General features: G+C 74.2%; 19 protein-coding genes. 7 read left to right on the top strand and 12 right to left on the bottom strand.

Going from position 1 to position 23,062, the window contains the following annotated elements; genetic code table 11:
* Nucleotides 1-107: 107 nt before the first annotated feature.
* From ACIQG9_RS21360 to xylA, 3 genes are read right to left on the bottom strand one after another with little or no spacing between them, the layout of a single operon-like run.
* The gene (locus tag ACIQG9_RS21360) at nucleotides 108-1,520 is read right to left on the bottom strand and encodes an MFS transporter (protein ID WP_400404976.1); all 1,413 of its coding nucleotides are present in this window, start codon (nucleotides 1,518-1,520) and stop codon (nucleotides 108-110) included.
* 57 nt (nucleotides 1,521-1,577) lie between these two features.
* Nucleotides 1,578-3,035, bottom strand: a complete 1,458-nt coding sequence (xylB, locus tag ACIQG9_RS21355) for a xylulokinase (protein ID WP_400404973.1) — start codon at nucleotides 3,033-3,035, stop codon at nucleotides 1,578-1,580.
* A gap of 11 nt (nucleotides 3,036-3,046) precedes the next feature.
* Nucleotides 3,047-4,234: a xylose isomerase gene (gene xylA, locus ACIQG9_RS21350; protein WP_400404971.1), complete on the bottom strand. Its 1,188-nt coding sequence runs from the start codon at nucleotides 4,232-4,234 to the stop codon at nucleotides 3,047-3,049.
* 57 nt (nucleotides 4,235-4,291) lie between these two features.
* On the opposite strand from xylA, the gene ACIQG9_RS21345 reads away from it, so the two are divergent.
* Entirely contained in the window at nucleotides 4,292-5,554 is a 1,263-nt protein-coding gene (locus ACIQG9_RS21345) for an ROK family protein (protein WP_400404968.1), read from the top strand.
* A 4-nt stretch (nucleotides 5,555-5,558) separates the two neighbouring features.
* On the opposite strand, the gene ACIQG9_RS21340 is transcribed toward ACIQG9_RS21345, so the two are convergent.
* Entirely contained in the window at nucleotides 5,559-6,062 is a 504-nt protein-coding gene (locus ACIQG9_RS21340) for a MarR family winged helix-turn-helix transcriptional regulator (protein ID WP_400405201.1), read from the bottom strand.
* 97 nt (nucleotides 6,063-6,159) lie between these two features.
* Here ACIQG9_RS21340 and ACIQG9_RS21335 point away from each other — a divergent pair, with 97 nt between their 5' ends.
* Nucleotides 6,160-7,290 (top strand): PP2C family protein-serine/threonine phosphatase, encoded by a 1,131-nt coding sequence (locus tag ACIQG9_RS21335; protein ID WP_400404965.1) that lies wholly within the window; start codon nucleotides 6,160-6,162, stop codon nucleotides 7,288-7,290.
* A gap of 15 nt (nucleotides 7,291-7,305) precedes the next feature.
* Here the strand turns inward: ACIQG9_RS21335 and ACIQG9_RS21330 are convergent, their stop codons facing one another.
* The 7 genes from ACIQG9_RS21330 to ACIQG9_RS21300 all read right to left on the bottom strand — a co-directional run bounded on the left by ACIQG9_RS21330 (nucleotide 7,306) and on the right by ACIQG9_RS21300 (nucleotide 15,853).
* Complete coding sequence (locus tag ACIQG9_RS21330) at nucleotides 7,306-8,793, bottom strand: sugar transferase (protein ID WP_400404962.1); 1,488 nt, start codon at nucleotides 8,791-8,793, stop codon at nucleotides 7,306-7,308.
* A 213-nt stretch (nucleotides 8,794-9,006) separates the two neighbouring features.
* Nucleotides 9,007-10,746 carry a VWA domain-containing protein gene (locus ACIQG9_RS21325; RefSeq protein WP_400404959.1) on the bottom strand — a complete coding sequence of 580 codons (1,740 nt, stop codon included), beginning with the start codon at nucleotides 10,744-10,746 and terminating at the stop codon, nucleotides 9,007-9,009.
* Nucleotides 10,747-10,911: 165 nt separating this feature from the next.
* On the bottom strand, nucleotides 10,912-11,943 hold the full coding sequence (locus tag ACIQG9_RS21320) for a lactonase family protein (protein ID WP_400404956.1): 1,032 nt from the start codon (nucleotides 11,941-11,943) through the stop codon (nucleotides 10,912-10,914).
* Between the two features lie 171 nt (nucleotides 11,944-12,114).
* A complete protein-coding gene (locus ACIQG9_RS21315; RefSeq protein ID WP_400404954.1) occupies nucleotides 12,115-12,717 on the bottom strand; it encodes a GTP-binding protein in 603 nt (200 codons plus the stop codon).
* Entirely contained in the window at nucleotides 12,698-13,087 is a 390-nt protein-coding gene (locus ACIQG9_RS21310; protein ID WP_400404951.1) for a DUF742 domain-containing protein, read from the bottom strand. The genes ACIQG9_RS21315 and ACIQG9_RS21310 overlap by 20 nt, the downstream gene beginning before the upstream one ends.
* A complete protein-coding gene (locus ACIQG9_RS21305; protein WP_400404949.1) occupies nucleotides 13,077-13,499 on the bottom strand; it encodes a roadblock/LC7 domain-containing protein in 423 nt (140 codons plus the stop codon). The genes ACIQG9_RS21310 and ACIQG9_RS21305 overlap by 11 nt, the downstream gene beginning before the upstream one ends.
* Nucleotides 13,499-15,853: a nitrate- and nitrite sensing domain-containing protein gene (locus ACIQG9_RS21300; RefSeq protein WP_400404946.1), complete on the bottom strand. Its 2,355-nt coding sequence runs from the start codon at nucleotides 15,851-15,853 to the stop codon at nucleotides 13,499-13,501. The genes ACIQG9_RS21305 and ACIQG9_RS21300 overlap by 1 nt, the downstream gene beginning before the upstream one ends.
* Before the next feature lie 581 nt (nucleotides 15,854-16,434).
* Between ACIQG9_RS21300 and ACIQG9_RS21295 the strand changes: the two genes are divergently transcribed.
* From ACIQG9_RS21295 to ACIQG9_RS21285, 3 genes are all read left to right on the top strand, one after another.
* Nucleotides 16,435-17,028 carry a hypothetical protein gene (locus tag ACIQG9_RS21295; protein WP_400404943.1) on the top strand — a complete coding sequence of 198 codons (594 nt, stop codon included), beginning with the start codon at nucleotides 16,435-16,437 and terminating at the stop codon, nucleotides 17,026-17,028.
* 12 nt (nucleotides 17,029-17,040) lie between these two features.
* The gene (locus ACIQG9_RS21290; protein ID WP_400404941.1) at nucleotides 17,041-18,048 is read left to right on the top strand and encodes a hypothetical protein; all 1,008 of its coding nucleotides are present in this window, start codon (nucleotides 17,041-17,043) and stop codon (nucleotides 18,046-18,048) included.
* 178 nt (nucleotides 18,049-18,226) lie between these two features.
* A complete protein-coding gene (locus ACIQG9_RS21285; RefSeq protein WP_400404938.1) occupies nucleotides 18,227-18,619 on the top strand; it encodes a hypothetical protein in 393 nt (130 codons plus the stop codon).
* Nucleotides 18,620-18,716: 97 nt separating this feature from the next.
* Here ACIQG9_RS21285 and ACIQG9_RS21280 read toward each other — a convergent pair whose 3' ends face one another.
* Complete coding sequence (locus ACIQG9_RS21280; protein WP_400404936.1) at nucleotides 18,717-20,516, bottom strand: glycoside hydrolase family 6 protein; 1,800 nt, start codon at nucleotides 20,514-20,516, stop codon at nucleotides 18,717-18,719.
* A gap of 545 nt (nucleotides 20,517-21,061) precedes the next feature.
* Between ACIQG9_RS21280 and ACIQG9_RS21275 the strand changes: the two genes are divergently transcribed.
* Both ACIQG9_RS21275 and ACIQG9_RS21270 read left to right on the top strand, forming a co-directional pair.
* Nucleotides 21,062-22,270 (top strand): hypothetical protein, encoded by a 1,209-nt coding sequence (locus ACIQG9_RS21275; protein ID WP_400404935.1) that lies wholly within the window; start codon nucleotides 21,062-21,064, stop codon nucleotides 22,268-22,270.
* Between the two features lies 1 nt (nucleotide 22,271).
* Nucleotides 22,272-23,057: a class F sortase gene (locus ACIQG9_RS21270; RefSeq protein ID WP_400405199.1), complete on the top strand. Its 786-nt coding sequence runs from the start codon at nucleotides 22,272-22,274 to the stop codon at nucleotides 23,055-23,057.
* Nucleotides 23,058-23,062 lie beyond the last annotated feature (5 nt).

Here is a 23,062-nt window from a genome sequence, read left to right as displayed (position 1 = left end):
CCCCCGGTCAGCGCGAGTCAGCGCCGTCCGATACAGGACAGCGCGAGGTGGCGTCGGGCCACGATGGGGCAGCGGGCCAGGATGGGGCGGCCGGCCGGGATGGGCTGTCAGAGGTGGTCGGCGCGGCGGTGCAGCAGGTCGTGCACGGCCGCGATGTCGCGGGGCGAGGTGCGCGAGGCGAGCCAGTACATCAACCCGGTCGGGATGAAGAAGAGCTGGAAGGCGGCGAGCCCGACGGCGAAGTTCAGCGGCGGCGGGAAGGCCGCCCGCAGGGCGTGGAAGGCCACCCCCACCAGCCCGTTGCCGGCCGCCCGACCGATCCCGTTGACCAGGTTGCCCAGGCTGTACACGGTGCCCCGGTGTTCCGGCGGGTTCACGTCGGCGATCAGGGCGAACCAGTTCGGCGAGTTCGCCGAGGTCAGCGCCAGCGCGACCAGGGCGGTGAGCAGGCTCAGCCCGACCGTCGGCTCGGTCACCACGCTGGCCAGCACCGCGCCGACCACCGCACCGGTGCCGCCGCCGTCGGGCACGTCGATGCGGATCGGGACGAAGAACAGCACCAGGTAGAACGGCAGCGCCGCGAGGATGCCCACCGCCGCGACCAGGGCCCGGCCCCTCGGGTTACGGCGTTGCAGCGCGTCGCCGGCCAGCCCGCCGAAGATCGAGAACACCCCGCCGAGCTGGAACAGGGTGGCGAAGACGCTGCCCACCACGACCGCCGTCGCCGCCGAGTAGCCCTGGGCCTGCGCCCGCTCGGCGAAGAGCACCGGCAGCCACACCAGCGAGCCGAACGCCGCCTGTGCGGTGATGCCCTGGAGGATCAGCCACCGGTTGGTCCGCCGGGCCAGGATCCGGGGCAGGTCGGCCCGGGTGATCCGGTAGTCGTAGTCGGCGCCCGCGTCGATCGCCCCGGCCAACTCCGGCTCGCTCTGCCCACGCCGGATGTCGTACGTGAAGAGGTAGGCCGTGGTGGCCGCCAGGCCGACCACGGTGAGCAGCAGGAACGGACGTCGCCAGTCGGTGGCGCCGAGGAGCCCCCCGAGGAGGGTGCCGGCCAGGGTGCCGACCCCCTGGGACAGCCCCCAGAAGCTCATCACCAGCCCCCGCCGCCGGGGCGAGATCAGGTCGGTCACCACGGAGAACCCGACCGACCCGACCGCGCCCAGCCCGACCGCGGCGACCAACTGCGCGGCGAGGAACGTCGGGAAGCCCTGGGCGAGCGCGCTGCCCCCGGTGCCGGCCGCCCAGACCAGGGTGCCCACCATCAGCAACGGCTTGCGGTTCGTCCGGTCGCCGACGTAGGCCCAGGCCACCGCGGCGACCGCGCTGACCAGGAAACTGCCGGCGGTGACCAGGCCGAGCGACCGCTGCGGTACGCCCAGCGCCCCGGAGATCGGCCCGTAGAGCGGCGGCACCAGGCCGATCGCCACGTTGTCCAGCGAGGCGAGCACCACGAACACCACCACGCTGTAGAAGCGGTGCGCCGCGTTTCCGCGCCGGGAGATCCTGGTGCCGGTCATGCCCGGCAGCCAACCAGGTGCGGATCACGGACCGGTGACGGCCCCCCGTCGGTCAGGTCACCGCCCGTCCGCACCGACCCGGTCGAGGGTGTGCTCCCGGGCCAGGGCGTACCGCTGCCGGACGGCGGGGACGGGCTCCGCCGCGTACTCCTCGGTGTCGCCGACGGTCCAGGTGGGTGGCGTCGCCCCGCCCAGGGCGACCCAGGCGGCCTGGCGGGCCGCGCCGTCGGCGACGTACTCCCCGGGCGGGGGTACCACCACCGGCCGGCCGAAGACCTGCGGCGCGATCCGGCGGACCGCCGCCGAGCGGGCCCCACCGCCGACCAGGATCACCCGCTCGACCGTGGCCCCCTGCGCGGTCAGCGCGTCGAGGCCGTCGGCCAACGCGCAGAGCATCCCCTCCACCGCCGCCCGGGCCAGGTGGGCCGGGGTGGCGGTACGCAGGGTGAGACCGTGCACGGCACCGGTGGCGGTCGGCCGGTCCGGGGTCCGCTCTCCCTCCAGGTAGGGGACCATGACCAGGCCGTCCGCGCCGGGCGGGGCGCTCAGCGCCAGCTCGGACAACTCGTCCAGGCCGACCCCGAGCATCGCCGCCGCCGCGTCGAGCACCCGGGCCGCGTTGAGCGTGCAGACCAGCGGCAGGAACCGGCCGGTCGCGTCGGCGAACCCGGCGACCGCTCCCCCCGGGTCGGCGGCCGGCTTGTCGGTGACCGCGAACACCGTGCCGGAGGTGCCGATCGAGACGACCACGTCGCCCGGTCCCGCCCCGACCCCCAGCGCGGCGGCGGCGTTGTCCCCGGTGCCGGGGCCGAGCAGGATGCCCCCGGCACCGGTGCCGAGCAGGGCGTTCCCACCCGGGTCCAGCACCCCGGCCGGGTCGGCCGGGCCGAGCACCGTGGGCACCCCGACGACCCGGCCGAACGCCCGTTCCAGCAGGTCGGGGCGGTACTGCCCGGTCGCCGGGGACCAGTAGCCGGTGCCGCTGGCGTCGCCCCGGTCGGTGCGCAGCGCGTCCAGGCCGGGTGCGCCGGCCAGCCGCCAGGTCAGCCAGTCGTGCGGCAGGCAGACCGCGGCGACCCGGGCGGCATGCTCCGGTTCGTGCCGGGCCAGCCAGCGCAGCTTGGTGGCGGTGAAGCTGGCCACCGGGACCAGACCGACCGCGTCGGCCCAGAACCGGCGGCCGACCTCCCCGCCACCGGCCTCGGCGATCAGGTCGTGGGCGGCGTCGGCAGAGCGGGTGTCGTTCCACAGCAGCGCCGGCCGGACCACCTCACCCGACTCGTCCAGGCAGACCATGCCGTGCTGCTGGCCGCCGACCGAGACGGCCGCCACGTCGGCCAGCCCGCCGGCCGCCTCGACGGCGGCCAGCAGGGCGTCCCACCAGGCTCGTGGGTCGACCTCGGTGCCGTCCGGGTGCGGCGCGCGGCCCGCGCGGACCAGCGCGCCGGTCTGCGCGTCCCGGACGACCACCTTGCAGGACTGGGTGGACGAGTCCACCCCGGCGACGAGCGGCATGGCGGCCCGCCTCAGCGCGCGCCGAGCAGGTGCTCGACGGCGAGCTGGTTGAGCCGGACGAAGCCGAAGCCCCGCGCGGCCGTGCCGTCCACGTCGAACTCCTCGTACGCGGACCGGTCGGCGAGCAGGTCGGCGTAGCTCTCCCCCGGGTTCAGCGTCGGGGTGGCCAGGTCGGCGACCTTGCTGGCGGCCAGCGCGTCGGCCACCTCCGGGTCGGCCCGGAAGGCCGCCGCCCGCTCCTTGAGCAGCAGGTAGGTGCGCATGTTGGCCTCGGCCGACGCCCACACCCCGGCGATGTCCTCGGTGCGCGAGGGCTTGTAGTCGAAGTGCCGGGGGCCGTCGTACGCCGGGCCGCCGTCGGGGCCGCCGTTCTCCAGCAGGTCGACCAGGGCGAACGCGTTCATCAGGTCACCGTGGCCGAAGACCAGGTCCTGGTCGTACTTGATGCCCCGCTGGCCGTTGAGGTCGAGGTGGAAGAGCTTGCCCTGCCAGAGCGCCTGGGCGATGCCGTGGGCGTAGTTGAGGCCGGCCATCTGCTCGTGCCCGACCTCCGGGTTCAGGCCGACCATCTCGGGCCGGGCCAGGCCGGAGATGAACGCCAGGGCGTGCCCGACGGTGGGGAGCAGGATGTCGCCGCGCGGCTCGTTCGGCTTGGGCTCGATGGCGAACCGCAGGTCGTAGCCCTGGTCCAGCACGTACTGGCAGAGCAGGTCGACGGCCTCGCGGTAGCGGTCCAGCGCGGCGCGGATGTCCTTGGCCACGTCGTACTCGGAACCCTCCCGGCCACCCCACATGACGAAGGTGCGGGCACCCAGCTCGGCGGCGAGGTCGACGTTGCGCAGCACCTTGCGCAGCGCGTAGCGGCGGACGTCACGGTCGTTGCTGGTGAAGCCGCCGTCCTTGAAGACCGGGTGGGTGAAGAGGTTGGTGGTGACCATCGGCACGACCAGGCCGGTCTCGTCGAGCGCCTTGCGGAACCGGGCGAGCTGGGCCTCCCGGGCGGCGTTGTCCGCGCCGAACGGGATCAGGTCGTCGTCGTGGAAGGTGATGCCGTACGCGCCCAGCTCGGCGAGGCGGTGCACGGCCTCCACCGCGTCCAGCTCCGGACGGGTGGCGTCGCCGAACGGATCGCGGGCCTGCCAGCCCACCGTCCAGAGCCCGAAGGAGAACTTGTCGGCAGGGGTGGGACGGGGTGCCATGGCAGACCTCCGGTGATGGTGGTGTGTCGTGCGCAATTTGTTCAGTGGTTGAATTAAATGACCGGGCTGTGGCACTGTCAAGAGGTGACCGACACCCGTACCGCTGGCGCGGTCCGGCAGGGCAGCCTGCGCGAACTCAACCTCGCCGTGGTGCTGCGCCGGATCGCCGCCGCCGACCGGCCCCCCTCGCGGGCCGAGATCGCCGCCGACACCGGCCTGACCAGGGCCACCGTGTCGGCGGTCGTCGACGATCTGATCGCCGGACGGCTGGTCTGCGAGGCCGACCCCGCGCCCCGCAGCGGCGCCGGCCGCCCCGCGCGCGGGTTGCTGCTCGGCGGCGCCGGCCCGGCCGGGCTCGGGTTGGAGATCAACGTCGACTACCTGGCCGCCTGCGTGGTCGACCTGGCCGGCGCGGTCCGGCACCACGAGGTACGCCGGGTCGACCTGCGCCCGCTCTCCCCCGCCGACGCGCTCACCGGGCTGGTCGGGCTGGCCGGGCGGGCCCGCGCCGCCGCCGTCCGGGACGGACTCACCCTGGCCGGGGCGACCCTGGCCGTGCCGGGCCTGGTCGACGCCCACGGGCTGGTCCGGCTCGCGCCCAACCTGGGCTGGCGGGAGGTCGACGTGCCGGCCCTGCTCGCCGGCCACCCCGCGCTCACCGACCCGGTCGACGGGGTGCCGCCGCTGGTGGTGGAGAACGAGGCGAACCTCGCCGCGCTGGGCGAGCTGCACGCCCGCCCGGACGGCCCGGAGAGCTTCCTGCACGTCTCCGGCGAGATCGGCATCGGCGCCGGGATCGTGCTCGACGGGGCACTGTTCCGGGGCGCCCGGGGCTGGAGCGGCGAGCTGGGCCACGTACCGGTGGATCCGGCCGGGCCCACCTGCCGGTGCGGCGCCCGGGGCTGCCTGGAGACGTACGCCGGTCAGGAGGCCGTGCTGGCGGCGGCCGGGCTGGCCGGCGCGGACCTGCCCGCGGACACCGCCGCCCGGCGGCTGGCCGACCTGGCCACCGCCGGCGACCCGGCGGCGCTGGCCGCGCTGCGGGCCGCCGGCACCGCCCTCGGGGTGGCCGTCTCCGGGGTGGTGAACCTGCTCGACCTGGACACCGTCGTGCTCGGTGGCGGGTACGCGACCCTCGCCCCGTGGCTGCGCCCGCCGGTGCTGGCCGAACTCGCCGACCGGGTACTGACCGCCGGGTGGTCCCCGGTGACGGTCCGCCCGGCGGCGCTCGGCGCCGAGTCGGCGGCCGTCGGCGGGGCCGGTTCGGTGGTACGCCGGATCATCGCCCGACCGTCCGGTTGGCTGTCCCGGGCGGGGTGACCCGTCAGGCCGAGCGGGCCACCGGCTCGGCGGAGGACCCGACCCAGGCGGTCGGGGACGCCGACGGCCACCCGGCCACCGGCTCGGCCGGCCGCTCCCCCGCGCGGGCCACCCGGTCGAACTCCCCGATGCCGCGCAGCAGCGCCTGCCGTCCCTCGTCGGTCATCCCGGCCAGCACGTCGGCGAGCCGCTGCCGGCGGTCCCGGCGCAGCTCGGCGAGGAGCCGGCGGGCCTCCGGGGTCAGGTGCAGGGCGATCTCCCGCCGGTCGAGCCGGCCGGGCTCCCGTTCGAGCATGCCGGCGGCGACCAGCCGGTCGCAGAGCCGGCTCGCCGAGGAGAGCAGCATGTCCAGCAGCGTGGCGAGCCGGCGCAGGTTGATCCCGTCGTACCGCTCCACCACCATGACCGCCCGCAACTGGGCGCCGGAGAGCCGACTGGTGGTCCGCTCCCGCGCCGCCTCCCACACGGAGAGCAGGGCAGCCGCCGCGGTGTCCAACTCGGCGGCCATACTCACGTCTGGTCCGCGAGGACCGCTTTCTTCGGCCATGGTGGGCACGAGACTACCCGCGTACCTGCGGGTCTGCCCCTGTCAGGAGGGTGTGACGATGAACGGACCGGAGGACCTGGCCCGGCGGGTGCTGACCGAGGCACCGGCCGACCTCCTGCTGGACCGGCTCGCCGCCGAGCTCGCCAGCGGCTACGGCGTCACGGAGGCGGAGCTGTACCAGGTCGACTACCGGCTCTCGGTGCTGCTGCCACTGGGCGACGGCGAGCCGCTGACCGGGCCGGGCCACCCGGCCTGGCGCAGCTTCGACCACCAGGAGCCGGTGATCGCCGACGGCACCGGCTGGTTCCCGGTCGGGATGCGCGGCGAGCGGCGTGGTGTGCTGCGACTGTCCCCGGTGCCGACGGACCGGGCCGTCGTCGAGGAGCTGACCCGGGTCGGCACCGCCCTCGGGCACGAGTTGGCCGCCGTCAGCGCCGGCACGGACGTGTACCGGGCCTCCCGCCGGGCCCGCCGGCTCACCCTCGCCGCCGAGATGCAGTGGGACCTGCTGCCCGGCCGCAGCCGGATCCGCCCCTCGTTCAGCCTCGCCGGCCAGCTCGAACCGGCGTACGCGGTGCGCGGGGACAGCTTCGACTGGTCCGACGACGGCCACCGGCTCTGGCTGTCGACGATCAACGGGAGCGGCGAGGGGGTGGCCGCCTCGTTGCTCACCTCGCTGGCCACCCACGCGCTGCGCAACGCCCGCCGGGGTGGGCTCGCCCTGGCCGACCAGGCCGCCCTCGCCGACCAGGCGATCTACGCCCTGCACCGGGGCGAGCAGCACCTCTCCGCCCTGATCATGGAGCTGGACCTGGCCGCCGGCGTGCTGACCGTGGTGGACGCCGGGTCGCCCCGGCTGGTGCTGCTGCGCGACGGCGAGGTCAGCGAGCGGGTGCTGGAGAAGCAGTTCCCGCTGGGCATGTTCGACGGCACGGACTACCAGCAGCAGAGCTTCGAGCTGCGCCGTGGCGACCGGCTCTTCGTGGTCAGCGACGGCGTGGTCGACGCCACCGGCCAGAACGTCCGGTACGGGGAGACCGCGCTGGACCGGTTCCTGCGTCGTACCACCCCGATGGAGCCGCTGGACGCCGTCCGCTCGCTCCTCGGCGACCTGCGCGCCTTCGTCGCCGGTGACCTGGTCGACGACGCGGTGGTGGTCTGCCTGGACTGGACCGGCCCGCAGCCGTGAGCCCCGGGCGCGGGGTCAGTAGGCTCCGCGCCCCCGCAGCACCGCGCCGAACGTCTTCCACAGGATGGTCAGGTCGGCGGCGAGCGACCAGTTCTCCACGTAGTAGAGGTCCAGCCGGATGCCGTCCTCCCAGCTCAGGTCGGACCGGCCGCTGACCTGCCAGAGCCCGGTCATGCCCGGCTTGACCAGCAGCCGACGGGCCACGTCGCCGTCGTAGCGGGCCACCTCGGAGGGCAGCGGCGGCCGGGGGCCGACCAGGCTCATCTGGCCGAGCAGCACGTTGACCAGTTGGGGCAGTTCGTCCAGGGACCACTTGCGCAGCAGCCGCCCGACCCGGGTCACCCGCGGGTCGTCGCGCATCTTGAACATCAGGCCGTCGGTCTCGTTGCGGGCGGCCAGCTCGGCGAGGAGGGCGTCGGCGTTCACCACCATCGTGCGGAACTTCAGCACCCCGAACTCCCGGCCGCCCTGCCCGACCCGGGTCTGCCGGAACAGCACCGGCCCCCGGCTGTCCAGCCGGATCGCCAGCGAGATCACCGCCACCAGCGGCAGCAGCAGCGCCAGCGCCACCGCGGCGGCGGACCGGTCGACGAACTCCTTGACCAGCTTGCGGGCGCCCCGGAACTCGGGTGCCTCGACGTGGATCAGGGGCAGCCCGGCGACCGGCCGGGTGTGGATGCGCGGGCCGGCCACGTCGGTCAGGGCGGGGGCGACGACCAGGTCGACGCCGGTGCCCTCAAGCTGCCAGCCCAGCCGGCGCAGCCGGGTGGCGGTCAGCTCGCCGGACGCGGTGACCGCGACGGTGTCCGCGCCGATCGCGGTGGCCGCCTCGGGGATGCCGCGCAGGGAACCCACCACCGGCACGTCGCTGAGCCGCTGCGGCACCGGCGCGAGCAGCGCGTCGGGAATGCACGCGCCGACCACGTGGTAGCCGGCGTACGGCTCGCGGCGCAGCGTGTGCACGAGTTCCAGCACGTGTGCGGTGTCGCCGACGACGAGCACCCGGCGGGACCAGCCGGCGCCCCGGCAGCGGGCCCGGTGCAACGCCTTGCGGGCGGCGAACCGGGTGACCTCCAGCCCCACCGTGCCGACGGCGAAGGAGATGCCGAGGAAGCCCCGGGACACCCCGACCTCGAAGATGTAGCCGGCGATGGCGATGGCACCGGCCAGCCGCAGGCTCGCCCCGCTGACCCGCCGGTACTCGTCGGCCCCGTAGCCGAGCACCCGGTCGTCGTAGCAGCGCATGGCCCGCAGCGAGACCAGCCAGACGACCACCAGGGCCGGCGCCACCAGCACGTACGGGATCTCGGAGCCGCGCGGCACCGCGTCGCCGAACCGGGCGGCGTAACCGGCGAGGACGGCGAACGACAGCACGGTGCTGTCCAGTACCACCAGGATCCGCACGTAGCCGCGCTGGTCGGCGCGGGCTCGGGTGCCCGTCGGGCGGCGACCCGGCCCCGCGGACGGGGTACGGACGGGCGTGGACAGCGTCGCCGAGGTCACCCAGTCTCCCCACATCGCACTGGTCGGCCCCGATCGGGTGGCCACCCCCTCTGGGGCCACCACCGGAGCACTCCCGACATCCTGCCTTACAATGATTCTCACCGATTGCTTCGGACGTATTACTGTCAGTTCCCACCCGGCCGTTCGGGGCCGGGAAGCGAGCCACCGCACCGGATTGCCCGACGCGGCGGACCCCGCGCACTGCGCGAGGGCTCAGCGCGGGGCGTTCGGCCGCAGCGCGATCGCCTTCAGGAAGATGTCACCGATCTTGGAAGGGTCCTCGGTGACGAACGCGCCGCCACCGGTGATGTTGGTGATCGACTGGAGCTCGGCCTTGGAGACCTCGCCGCCGATGCCGATGATGACCACCTGCACCGGACGCTCCGGGTCGTTGAGCTGCTTGAGCCGGCTGATCAGAGTGCTCTGGGAGATGCCGTTCTTGTCGTCGTTCTTGCCGTCGGTGAAGAGCACCACCGAGTTGACCCGGCCGGGCTCCCACCCGTCCTGGACCGTCTTGTACGCCTCCAGGATGGTGTCGTACAGGCCGGTGTTGCCGTTGGACGGGCGGATCGCGGCGAGCCCCTGCTCCAGCTTGCCCCGGTTGCCGGAGAGCGGGTTGATCGGCACCACCTGTTTCCAGTCCTGCGAGCCCACCAACTCGGTGGAGAAGGTCCACAGGCCGATCGACCAGGAGTCGTCGAACAGCCCCAGGCCGCGACTGGCCGCCGCCACGGTCACCTGCGCCCGGCTGGCGTTGTTGGCCGACGGGACCTCGGCCTTCATCGAACCGGAGACGTCGATGACGCAGAGCATCCGCCCCGACTGGGTGGCGATCGACCAACCGGAGACCGCGCGGTCGATGGCCACCGGGTCCAGGCCGCCCGCGGCGGTTCCGCCGGCCGGCGGGACGGTCGCACCGCCACCGGCCGGGCTCGGCGCCCCCTGCGGGGCCTTGAAGCCGTCACCCCAGTTGCCGTCCGGGGCGCGCAACGCCTGGGCGGCCAGCCGGTTCTTGAAGCTCTGCGTGGTGAGCAGCTCGAACAGCACCTTCGCGGCCGACGCCTTGGCCTGGTCGATCCCGGGGAGCACCGCGTACGGGTAGTCCAGCGGCATCGGCGACGGCTCCAGGTAGAGCGCGGCCAGCGGGATCGGCGGCTTGGTGTTGTTGTAGCCGATGACGTCTTCCTCGGAGAGCGCGGCGGCGCCGAGCCCGCTGGCGATGGCCGTCGGGTCGTTGGAGCGCGGGAACCGGGCGAGCAGGTCCTGCCGCAGCGCGGACCGGCCGGTGGCCAGCGCGCGCAACGCGGCGGTGGTCGCCTGCTGGGCGTCGCCCCCGGCGGCGCTCGCGGCGGTGGTGAGGGAGAGCAGGCCGGAGAGCCCGGCGGCGTCCTGGGTCGGCTCGACGATGCCGGCCCGCAGCGGCTTGTCGCTGCTGACCGCGCGCAGCATGTCGGTCCAGGCCAGCTTCTTGTCCGGCCAGCCGAGCCGGGTGGCGACCGGCTCGGGCATGGCCACCACGACCGGGCTGCGGGCGATCGAGGCCCCGTTGCCCGTCGCGAACGCGGCGGCCCCGCCGCTCTTGAGCCGCAGCAGCCAGGTCGAGGAGTCCGGAACCCAGACGTCGGGCGTGATCGCGGTGCCGCTCGCCTGACCCACGCCGGCCAGGCTGGCCCCGTGCTTGCTGGCCACCGCCGCGGCCACCTCCACCGGCTCGGAGCCGGTGACGTTCACCTTGATGCAGGTGCCACCGACCGCCGCGCCGTCGCTGACCCACTGCGCCGCCGCCGCGTCGATGGCCGGCGCGACCTCGGGGGCGGCGGCCACCGCGAGTTGGATCTCCCCGGAGCAGGAGGGGCCGGCCAACTGCTGGTAACCGAACCAGGAACCCGCGACCACGACGACGAGCGCGGTCGCCGCCGCTGCGGCTCCTGCTCCACGGATACTCGAACGCATGCGATGGCGGCCAGACACGCTGACCATCTTGCGTATCTCGTGCGGTTACTGCCACAACCGTTCGGACGAAAGTTACGCAGGAGAAACAGTAAACCGCATTTTCGGCACACTGAGTAGTCAGACAGTCTCGTTTCGTTGCTCCGGTCCAGGTCGGACAGCCGGCCGTCAGGGCAGGACGCAGGTCGGACTGGGTGTCGGTACCGGCTCGCCCACGGGGGACGGCACGCCCGACTCGGGGTCGACCCAAAACACCCGGATCATGTCGGCCCGCTCGTCCGCGACGTAGAGGTGCCGCCCGGTCAGCGCGAAGTGCCGGGGCCACTCCCCGCCGGTCTCCACCTCGGCGACCAGCCGGGGCAGCTCCCCGTCGAGGGCGAAGACCGCGACCGTGCCCGCCCCCCGGTTGCCGACGTAGAGGAACCGGCCGTCCGGGCCCACGGTGATCTCCGAGGGTTGGACGTGGCCGGCCCGGTCGCTGGCAGCCACCCGTCCCCGCTGGTGCAGCGCCCCGTCGGCGGTCGACTCGTACGCGGTCACCGTCGCGTCCAGCTCACCGGCGAGCCAGCACCGCCGGCCGTCCGGATGGCGGGCGAGATGCCGGGGGCCGGTGCCGGGCGCCGTACGCACCCGGGGGGCCCGCGGCGTCAGCCGGCCCGAGGCGGCGTCCAGGTCGTACCGGTAGACCGAGTCGGTGCCCAGGTCGACGGCGAGCAGCGGACCGGGACCCGGGTCCGGCGACACCATGTGGCAGTGCGCCTGCCCCTGGCGTTCCGGGTCCGGGCCGCGCCCCTCGTGGACGACCAGGTCACTGCGCTCCCCCGGGACACCCCGTCCGTCCAGCGGCAGGACGGCCACGCTGCCGCCGCCGTAGTTGGCGACGAAGAGGTGCCCGCCGTCGGGGGCGACCGCCAGGTGACACGGGTCGGCGCCACCGGTCGACCGCACGCCCAACGGGGTCAGCGCCCCCTCGACGCCCACCCCGAAGGCGCTGACCTGACCGTCCGGTAGCTCGTTGACCGCGTAGAGCACCGGCAGGGTGGGGTGCCGGACGAGGAAGGACGGCGCCGGGGTCACCGCGACCGTGCCGAGCGGGGTCAGCGCCCCCGACCCGGGGTCGCGCCGGGCGGCGACGATGCCCTCCCCGCGCCCGCCGGTCCGCGCCGTGTAACCACCGATGTGGACGATCGTGCCCGTCACCGAACCACCCTCCGCCGAATCCTGTGTCGCTCTCCAGGCTTCCCGGTATCGCCGTCGGTCACCCCTGATTTCCCGGATTTCCTGCCTGCCGCCGGCCCCGGACCTGCTGCGGGGCCGGACCTGCTGCGCCGCCGGCCCGGAACGGACCGGCGTGGGCGGACCCGGGTCCGGTCAGCCGACCGGCACCGGCTCGCCGCGCTGCCGGGCCACGTGCTCGACCAGCGAGATCAGCACCAGCTTGCCGGACTGCCGGTCCCGGGCGTCACAGAGCACGACCGGCACCTCGGGGTCGATGTCCAACGCCTGCCGGACGGCGTCGATGCCGAACCGGCGGGTGTCCTCGAAGCAGTTCACCCCGACCACGAACGGGATCCCGCGCTGCTCGAAGTAGTCGATCGACGGGAAGCAGTCGGCCAGCCGGCGGGTGTCCGCCAGCACCACCGCGCCGAGCGCGCCGAAGGCCAGCTCGTCCCAGAGGAACCAGAACCGGTCCTGGCCGGGGGTACCGAAGAGGTAGACCTGGAGGTCTTCGGTGATGGTGATCCGGCCGAAGTCCATCGCCACCGTGGTGGTCGACTTGCCCTCCACCCCGGAGAGGTCGTCGGTGCCGATGCCGGCATCGGTCAGCACCTCCTCGGTCTGCAACGGCCGGACCTCACTGAGCGCGCTCACCAGGGTCGTCTTGCCGGCGCCGAAGCCACCGGCAATGAGGATCTTGAGAGCCAGTGGCATCCGGATCCGGGACGAATCGCGATCAGAGCGCACGTAGTCCACTGACCACCGCCTTGAGGATGTCGTTGTCGGGAAGACCGGCGGTGGCCGGCGGTTCGTGCACGGTGACCAGCCCACGGGCCAGCAGGTCACCGAGGAGGACGCGGACCACGCCGAGGGCGAGGTCCAGGTCGGCGGCGAGATCCGCCACCGCGACCGGGTGCCGGGCGTACTCGACCAGCCGCCGGTGCTCCGGTTGGAGGCCCGGCTGGCCGGACGGCTCGGCGACCGTCGTGGCCAGGACGAACGCCACCAGGTCGAAGCCGTCGACGGCGGGCCGCACCCGACCGCCGGTGAGGGTGTACGGGCGGACGACCGGCCCGGCGGCGGCGTCCATCCACTCGTGCTGGGGACCTGGCGGCTCAGCCCGCATCGGCGCCCCCCGCCGTCGCTCTGGCCGGTGCGGTCAGGTTCTCGCCGACCCGGACGACCAGCATCGCCATCTCGTACGCCACCAGGCCGATGTCCGCGTCTGCCGCGCAGACCACCGCCAGGCAGGCGCCCTGCCCGGCGGCCGTCACGAACAGGTACGCGTGTTCCATCTCCACCACGGTCTGCCGGACCCCACCGGCGGCCAGGTGCCGGCTGGCCCCCTTGGCCAGGCTGGAGAAGCCGGAGGCCAGGGCGCAGAGGTGTTCGGCGGCGGACCGGTCCAACTCGGCGGACGCGCCGAGCAGCAGGCCGTCGGCGGAGAGGATGACCGCCTCCCGGGCCGCCGGTACCCGCTCCACCAGTTCGTCGAGCAACCAGCCGAGATCGGCGTTCTGCCTTGTCGTGTGCACCACTAGGCGTCCCTCTCAGTCGCGGTCGGTTCGGGCGCCGCCGCCGGACCTGCCGGCGGCGGGGTGGACTCGGCGGCGGCACCGGACCCCGTACCGCGGGCACCGTCCGGGCGGGCCGGCGGGTCGGGGCGGCCCGGCGGCACCGGGTGGACGGCGGCGCCGTCCCGGCGGCCCCGGGCGGTGCCCGTCTGGAGGGCGGACATCTGCCGCCGGATCTCCTCGGGGGTGCGCGGCGCGGGGGCGTCGCCGGCGACCGGGGTACGCGGACGGGCCACCGGCCCCCGGCGGCGGACCCGGCGGGGCAGGCCGTCGCCGTCGGGGGCGGCCTCCACCGACGAGGTACGGGCCGGGGCGAACGGCAGCACGGTCTGGTCCGGCCGCTCCCGGGTGCCCCGGCCGGACCGGGGCCGGGGCAGGGTGGTCAGCCGGGTCACCGACGCGGCCGGGCGGTCCCGGGTCGGCGGGGCGATCGGCGGCTCGTCGGTGACCAGGTCGGCCGGGACGAGCACCACGGCGGTGACCCCGCCGGGCACCTCCGACCGCAGGGTGACCCGTACGCCGTGCCGGACGGCCAGCCGGGCCACCACGAACAGGCCGAGCCGGGCGCTGTCGGTCGGGTCGAACTCCGGCGGGGTGGCCAGCTTGCGGTTGGCGTCCTCGACCGCCTGCGGGGACATGCCGAGACCGTGGTCGGTGACCTCGACGACGTAGCCCCGGGGCACCGCGCCACCGGTCACCTCGACCCGGCTCTCCGGCGGGGAGTACGTGGTGGCGTTCTCGATCAGCTCGGCGAGCAGGTGGATGACGTCGGCGACGGCCCGGCCGAGCAGCCCGGCCGGGTCGACCCGGCCGATGTCCACCCGGTCGTACGCCTCGACCTCGGAGACCGCGCCACGGACCACGTCCAGCAGGGCGACCGGCTGCCGCCAGCCCCGCCCGGGTGCGGCCCCGGCCAGGATGACCAGGTCCTCGGCGTGCCGGCGCAGCCGGGTGGCCAGGTGGTCGACGCGGAACAGTTCGGCCAGCTCGTCCGGGTCCTCGGCCCGGCGTTCCATCCCGTCGAGCAGGGCGAGCTGCCGGTGCACCAGGCCCTGGCTGCGCCGGGCCAGGTTGAGGAAGACCTCGTTCAGCCCCCGGCGCAGGGTCACCTCGTCGATCGCGGACCGGACCGCCACCCGGCTGACCTCGGTGAACGCCCGTCCGACGTCACCGATCTCGTCGGCGCCGTACGCCAGCGGCGGCGCCTCCCGGGCCACGTCGACGTGCTCGCCCCGGCGCAGCCGGGCCACCACGTCGGGCAGCCGGTGCTCGGCCAGTTCCAGCGCCGCGCCGCGTACCCCGGTGAGCCGCCGGGCCAGGGTCCGGCCGACCCGGACGGCGACCAGCAGCGACACCACGATCGCGGCGAGCCCCAGCACCCCGGCGGCGCCGAGCCGGACCAGGATCCTGACGGCGACCGGCACCGAACGCTCGGCGAGCCCGTCGGCCTGGCTCAGCTCGAAGTCGCGTAGCCCCTGCTGGACGGCCTCCTGGCTGGTCTGCCAGTTCCGGGCGTCCACCGGTGGGCGGCCGGACGACCCGGCGACCAGCAACTGCTCCTGCATGGTGCGCAACCGGACGAACGCCTCCCCCTCGACCAGCCGCTGGTAGGCGGCCCGGTCGACGGCCGGCAGGTCGGCCACGGCCGACTCGGCGAGGAACCGCTCGTTGGCGATGGTCTGCACCAGCCGTAGCTGCTCGCCCTCGGCGAACCGGCCGGCGACGAACGCCCCGGCCAGCACCGCGTCGGACTGGCCGAGCAGTTCGCGGGCGCGGCCGAGCGCGGTGAGGGCGAGCGCCTCCCGGTTCAGCTCCGGGTCGGGCAGGGCGGCCGTCGCGGCGAACGCCTGGAAGGCCGAGGAGATCATCCCGCTGTAGAGCCCGATCGCGCCGGCCCGGTCGACCTGCCGGCGGTCGATGAAGCCACGGCCGGCCGGCAACGCCTCCAGGGCGGCCCCGAACGCGTCGAGCCGGGCGTCGAGCAGCCCGTCGGAGGCGTCGCGCAGCCGTTGCCCACCGATCGACCGGCGCAGCTCGGCGACCGCCTCGTCGGTGCGCCGTCGCTGCTCGGTCAGGGCGGGCAGGGTGCCGGTGCCGGCGAGCTGGATCACCGAGGCCCGGCGTTCACGTTGCAGCTCGGCCACCACCTGCTCACCGGGACGCCCGAAGTCGGACAGCAGGGTGCGCGCGGCGAGCAGGTCGAGAGCGGGGCCGAAGGTCAGCGTGGTGGCGAAGATCCAGAGCGCCAGCAGGGCGGCCACCGGGGTGACGACCAGGGCGGTCAGCTTGGCCCGGATCGGCCAGTCGCGGGTGTCCATGAGTCCTCGCCCGGATGCGGTGTCAGCGGCGGCGCCGGCACCGGCCGGGCAGCGCCCGGCATCGGTGCCGGGCACCGGAACGGGCGCCTTGGGCAGGATACGTAATCATGACGCGCAGCACTACCGTGCGTCTCCCGGTGTGACCGCTCCGTTGTGGAATCCGCAGGCAGCGGACGCCCTGCCGGAGCGCCGGCCGAGCGTCCACCATGGAGCGAGGACCAGCCGTTCCGGGTGGTGCGGTGCCCTCGGCGACCCCACCGTCGTACGCCTGCTCGACCGGCACGGGTGCCGGACCAGTTTTTCCGGGCGAGCCGTCTCGGCGGGGTCCCGGCCGCCGGGGGACGGTGCCGAACCGGACGCCGACGGGGTCTGCCGATCCCTGGCCCGGCAGAACCGGCCCGGATGCGCGCCGAGGCCGAATTGCCGCCGAACGTCCTGTACATCCGAACTCGCCGTCGCCGGCGCAGCGGTGGCGCGGATTCGGCCGGTCGGCCCGCTCGCTCACCGCTCTTCGGAAAGTCGCCGCGATCGGGATTGGTGATCAGGGCAGGGAGGGAATACCGGAGGGTGAAGGAGGAGCCATGTCGTCCACGCAGATAGTCCTACTGGTTCTCGTCGTACTGGTGGTCGCGGTGCTGGTCGCCGTGGCCGTGGTGGCCAACCGCCGGCGCGCGCTCAAGTCCCGGTTCGGCCCGGAGTACGACCGGGTCGTCGCGGAGCAGGACAGCCGCAGCGCCGCCGAACGGGAGCTGCGCGAGCGGGAACGCCGGCACGCCGAGCTGGAACTCACCCCGCTCACCCCCGAGGCCCGAGCCCGGTACGCCGCCGCCTGGGAGGAGCTCCAGGTCCGCTTCGTCGACTCGCCGGCCGAGACCGTCGGCGACGCCGACGAACTGGTCGGCCGGCTGATCGCCGAGCGCGGGTACCCCACCGGGGAGTTCGCCGACCAGGTCGCCCAACTCTCCGTCGACCACGCCCGCACCCTCACCCACTACCGGGACGCCCACGACATCCGACTGCGCCACGAGCGGGGCGAGGCCGGCACCGAGGACCTCCGCCAGGCCGTCGTCCACTACCGGGCCCTCTTCGCCGACCTGCTCGGCGAGGAGCCGGTCGGGCACCGGCCGCCGGAACAACGCCGCCCGGACCGCCCGCACGACGCCACCACCCGCTGAGGAGACACCGTTATGCGCCAGGAAGAGCAGCAGGTCAACAACGACCACCCGGAGGTCGTCCGGTCCACCCCGGTGGCGGTACCGCCGGCGGAGGCCGACCGCACCGGCCGGCACGGCCGGGAGCAGTCCGCCGGCACGCCCGAGGACGCCCTGGACGACCGGGGCACCTTCGACGGCCCGTCGGTCACCGGTGACGACGACCCCACCCGCCCGTACCCAGACCGGGACCTGCGGGACGGCGGTGACCTGCGGGACGGCGGTGACCTGCGGGACGGCGGTGACCTGCGGGACGACCGGGACGTCGCGGCCGATCCGGACGGCGACGAGCGGCCGGAGTTCCACGACCCGGCTCCCCTGCCGACCACCTTCGGGGCGGCCAGCGTGGGCGACGCGGTGGCCGCGTCGGCCCTGGCCGGCGGCCGGCCCCAGGACGAGCGGGACGCCCGGGGCGAGGACACCGTCGCGCCGGGCGACGGCGCGCCGGGGCGGACCGAGCCGTTCGACGACGAGCGGGCCGACCCGACCGCGGCGGACCGGATCCACGACCGGGACCGGTGGCCGGCCGGGGCCGACCCGGACACCACCGCCACCCGGGTGGACGACGACGCGCCGGCCGCCGGTGCCGCCGGGTACGGCAGCGCCACCCCGGCGATGGTCGACCCGGACGCCGAGGCGACCGGCGGCGGGGCGGCGGCGGCCGGCGCGGTGGCGGCGGAGTCGACCCGGCCGGCCACCGGGAACGTGCCCAGCGACGCGGCCTCGCTGTTCGAGGCGGACGCCGCGCAGGGCTTCCGGGACCGCTGGCGCGACGTCCAGCTCCGGTTCGTGGACGACCCGCGGGCCGCCGTCGGCGAGGCACAGTCGCTGGTCGACGAGGCGATGCGGGCGCTGTCCGAGGCGCTGTCCGCGCAGAAGGAGAAGCTGGGCGGCTGGCAGGAGGCCGGTGCGGACGACACCGAGCAGCTCCGGGTGGCGGTCCGGCAGTACCGGGACTTCCTGGACCGGGTGCTGGGCCGCTGAACCACCCGCGACGCCCCGGCCGGAACGCCCCGGCCGGGGCGTCGCCGTCCGTCCGGCCCGCCGTCCGGACGCGCCCACCACCGAGGAGGCCCGGGAGGTCTGACCCGACCTCGGCATGGGCCCGCCCGGACGGGGTAGGCGAGACCCGGGAAGGCGCCTGGGACAGGAGGGCAGCACCATGACCGATCGTGACCCGAACCGCGCACGACCACTGGAGGAGAGCCCGGAGGTGGCCGCCGCGGTGGACGACGACTCGACCGTGCCGCAGTTCGCCACCGGCGGTGGCCCGGACCGGGACAGCCCGTCCTTCACCGAGCCGGGCGGCCGGGCCCAGGACGCCGACGCGTCGTCCGACGATCTGCTCGGCGACCCGTACGCCGCCGGGACCGGCGCGACCGGGACCGGCACCGGGGCCGGTGGGGACAACATCCGCACCGGCGCGGAGCAGCCCTGGGAGCCGGAGGACCTGGTCATGGCGCGCGGGCAGGACCTGACCCCGGAGAACCTGGAGCGGGCCCGGCGCGACCTGGCCGAGCTGGGCCGGGCCGCGGTGGAGCGGACGGTGCCCTGACCCACGGGTGGGCCCCCGGCCCGACCTCTCGGTCGGACCGGGGGCCCGGGTGCGCCTGCCGCGTCAGTGCCTCACTCCAGCCGCAGCAGGCAGGCCGTCAGAGCGCCGGGTAGGCGTTCCGCATGAGCTCCTGGAACTGCGCGGAGAACCAGGCGCCGGAGATCGGCGCGTTCGGCAGGGCCCCGCTCATGCTGTTGCCGTTGCGGCCGTTGCCGGTGTAGGTCGGGTCGCACATCCGGTCGAAGCCCTTGCCCTCGTTGTTCGGGATGAGGGAGCTGGAGCCGTCCGACTCGCCCGGAGGCTTCACCCAGACGTAGGCGTCGATGCCCGCCTCGGGAGCGGCCTTCGGACGCTCGCCGAGGCCCGCGCCGGCCTGGTTGCACCAGTTGCCGAGGTGGATCCGGCGGTCGATGCGGCCACCGTTGACGTAGGTGTCGACGCTGGTGGACGCGCCCGGACCGGTGGGCCGGGCGGTGCCGCCCCAGCCGTTACGGGAGGTGTCGATCAGCATGCCGATGTTGCTGTCGAAGCCGACCGAGACCAGCTTGGTGCGGAACGCCTGGGCGAACGAGAGCTCGTCGACGTAGAAGTTCCAGTCGATCCACTTCGACTGCCGCACGGACTGGCCGTTCACCGAGTCGGTGACCTTGATGTACGGCTCACGCAGCGCGGAGTAGTTCGCCGTGTTCACGATGAAGCCGTGCACGTTCGCCACCGTGCTGCCCGAGGCGACCGCGGCGGCCTTGAGCTGGTCGGCGGTCGGGCCGAAGTTGCTGTCCCAGCCGATCCAGCCGTGGTGGGCGGCGTCGATGTAGTTGTAGACGTTGCCGAGCGCGCCCAGCTTGGCCAGGGCGTAGCCGACACCGTTGACGTACGCGCCGTTGGCCTTCACCGTGTCGCACATCGCGGTGCCGCCCGGCTGGCCGGAGGTGTTGGTCACCAGGTTCGGCAGCGAGTCGATCTCGATGATGTTGATGATCCGCAGGCTGCGGTACTTCGCGTCGCCCTGGATCGCGGCGATCGGGTCGATGTAGTCGGTCTTGTACTTCGGCAGGTCGTTCGGGCCCAGCTCACCGTTGGAGGCGAGCGCGGCGCAGTCCCGGCCGGGCAGGTTGTAGATCACGAACTGGATGTAGCCGGCACCCTGCGCGAGGGCCCGGTCCAGGTGGTCCCGGACGCCCATCGCACCGTTGGAGCTGCTGCCGCTGGTGCCGTTGATGGCGGCGATCCGGTCCAGCCACACGGCGGTCGGGTTGTTCGAGATCCGGCTGCCGCCGGTCTCGGCGTCCGCCTTGGCCTTCCACTCCGGGTTCACGTAGCCCTTGGCCCCGAGGTACGGGTTGTCCACCTTCTGCCCCGGCGGGGGCGTGGTGGGCGGGGGCGTGGTGGGCGGCGGGGTGGTGGGAGGGGGCGTGGTGGGCGGCGGGGTGGTGGGCGGCGTCGTCGTGGGCGGCGGGGTGGTCGGGCTGGTGCCGTTGCAGACCGTGCCGTTCAGGGTGAACGAGGTCGGCTTCGGGTTGCTGCCGCTCCACGCGCCGTTGAAGCCGATGGTGGTGCTGGCCCCGGTGCCGAGCGAGCCGTTGTACGACTCGTTGGTCGCGGTGACGTTCTGGCCCGTCTGCGACCACTTCGCCGACCAGCCCTGCTGCACCTTCTGGCTGCTGTTCGGGAAGGTGAAGCCGAGGTTCCACGAGCTGAGCGGGTCACCGAGGTTCTTGATGGTGATGTTGCCGGTGAAGCCACCGGCCCAGTCGTTGGTGGTGTAGTCGATGCTGCACTGGGTGGCGGCCTGCGCCGCGGTCACCGGGATGGTCACCAGCCCGCCCGCGACCAGCACGCTCGCCCCGGTGAGGGCGAACGCCCGGCGTCGGGCGGACAGAGTTCTCCACAAATTCATGCCTTGCACTCCTTGGGCGAGACCGGCTCCGCGAAGGGACCGGCGAAGTGGCCCGTGGGGCGTCCTGCCTGTGGACGACCCCGGCGCCAACGGGACATCTCGGGGGGTGCCCGACCCGGAGGGGCGGGCGTGGTGGTGGTGAGCTGACCGGACCCGTGGGGCCGGTCTGCGGCGACGTCGCCCGGCGCGAACCGGTTGCCCTCGACCTCTGCCGTGCGCGGTGTGGCTCCCCGAACCGCGTGCAGCGATTCTTACATGGGAGCGCTTCCATGGCAATGGTTCGATACCTCTCGGCAACCCGGCCGCAACGCCCGCCGCAGGACGCGGGCCCCGCTGCGGCCGTCCCCGCCCATCGGGACCACCACGCCGGCAAGCGCGCGGACGGCAGAAATGCCGACAGAAGCGGCCTAGCACTCGTAATGCCCTGATCGCCTGCAAACTCTAAAACACGAATCTTTCCCCGGATAAGACACGAAAAGGGCTAACGTTGGCCATAGCTCGACTGTCGTCGGGCTCAGGACAACAGGGATGGAGTGACGCAGGTCATGGCTAAGAAGATGCTCGGGAAGGTCGTCGCGGGCGCCGCTCTCGGTGGCGCGTCCCTCCTGGTGTTCACGCCAGGGATCGCGTTCGCGGACGGGTACCACGACGGCGGGGACCGGGACGGCAAGGTCTACGCCAAGCCCCACGTCGTCAAGCCCGGCGAAGAGGTCAAGCTCCTCGAGATCTGCCCGGAGGCGCAGGAACACGCCTCTGTCTGGTCCAAGGTCACCGGCAAGGTCGAGCTCAAGCCCGTCCGCGAGGACCAGGGCGAGGACCGGGGCGACTGGAAGGACGAGGACGCCTGGGACCACGGCAGGGACCACGAGGGCAAGGGCGAAGAGCACGGCCGGGGCGAAGAGGGCAAGGGCGAGGACCACGGCCAGGCTCCGGAAGGCAACGGCGAGGACCACGGCAAGGGCCCGGAGGGCAAGGGCGACGACCAGGGCAAGGGCCCCGAGGACCAGGGCAAGGACCAGGGCAAGGGCCCCGAGGACCAGGGCAAGGACCAGGGCAAGGGCCCCTGGGACAACGGTGACGACCAGGGCAAGGGCCCCGAGGGCAAGGGCGACGACCAGGGCAAGGGCCCCGAGGACCAGGGCAAGGACCAGGGCAAGGGCCCCTGGGGCAACGGTCCCGAGGGCGGGCAGCCGCCGGTCGAGGGTGGACAGCCCCCGGCGGACGGCCAAGGCGGCGGGGCGATGGCCGCCGACCAGGGTCCGGACCGCGACTCGAAGGACCACGAGGAGGGCCGCGGCGACGAGGGCCGCGGCGAGCACGGCAAGGAAGACGGCAAGAAGGGCCAGGACGAGGCCGGCCAGCACGACGAGGCCGGCCCGGGTGACGAGTCCGGCTACGGCAGGCAGGAGCACAGCCGGTACGGCCAGGACGAGAACCCGGGCTGGAAGGGCCACGACGAGGAGTCCGGCCCCGGCTGGGACGAGCAGAGCTGGGAGCACGGGAAGGACTTCGTCTACTACGGCGAGGCCAAGGTCGCCGAGGACGCCCGCCCGGGCCGGTACGAGCTCAAGGGCTCGTGCGGCGAGGGCGAGCTGATCGTGCTGCCGACGGGTGCCGTCGACGGCGGTGACGGCGGGATGGCCACCACCAGCACCGACCGGGGCATGGCCACCGGTGGTGCGGGCATGATCGGCGCGGCGGCCCTCGGCGGCATCGTGCTGATGCGGCGGCGTCGGGCCAATGGGCTCGTCTGACCTGACGGCGACACGGGCCGGTGGCCGTCACGGGAGACCGTGGCGTGCCGCCGGCGCGGCCGTCGTCGTCCTGCTGGCCATGGCGGGCGCCGGCATGATCGGCGCGTCGCTGCGGACCGTGCCCCCACCCCGTCCCCCGCAGCCGGCCGCCCAGGCCGCGCCGCAGAGCGACCCGACGACCGCCTGGGCCGCGCCGCAGCACGACCCGACGACCGGGACCGCGCTGCCGCACGTCTCGACGAACACCCCGGAGCAGGCCGCCGGGGCGGTCGACGACCCGGACGCGTTGCCTCCCGCCGACGCGAGTGTGCCACCGGGACCCGCCCCCCTGCCCCGGTCCGCCCCCACCACCATCACGATCCCGCGGATCGGGGTGGCCGCGGAGATCATGCCGCTGGGCACCAACCCCGACGGCACGGTCCAGGTGCCCCCGCTGGACCAGGCCCAGCGCGCCGGCTGGTACGAACCGGGCACCAGCCCGGGCGAGACCGGCAACGCGGTGGTCGTCGGGCACGTCGACTCGGCGAAGCTCGGGCCGGCCGTCTTCTTCCAACTGGGCGCGCTCAAGCCGGGCGACACCATCGGGGTGTCCCGGGCCGACGGCAGCACGGCCACCTTCACCGTCGACGAGGTGCGGTCGTACCCGAAGACGGCCTTCCCCACCGAGCTGGTGTACGGCCCGAACGACCGGCCCGGACTGCGGGTGGTGACCTGCGGCGGCCAGTTCGACCAGGCCGCCGGCAGCTACCGCGACAACGTGATCGTCCTCGCCACGATGACGTCGTGACGGGG

The sequence above is a fragment of the Micromonospora sp. NPDC092111 genome (genome assembly GCF_044755745.1).
Taxonomy (GTDB): Bacteria; Actinomycetota; Actinomycetes; order Mycobacteriales; family Micromonosporaceae; genus Micromonospora.
Note: the sequence above shows the minus strand (reverse complement) of the source record. Positions and strands in the feature narration are given on the sequence as shown.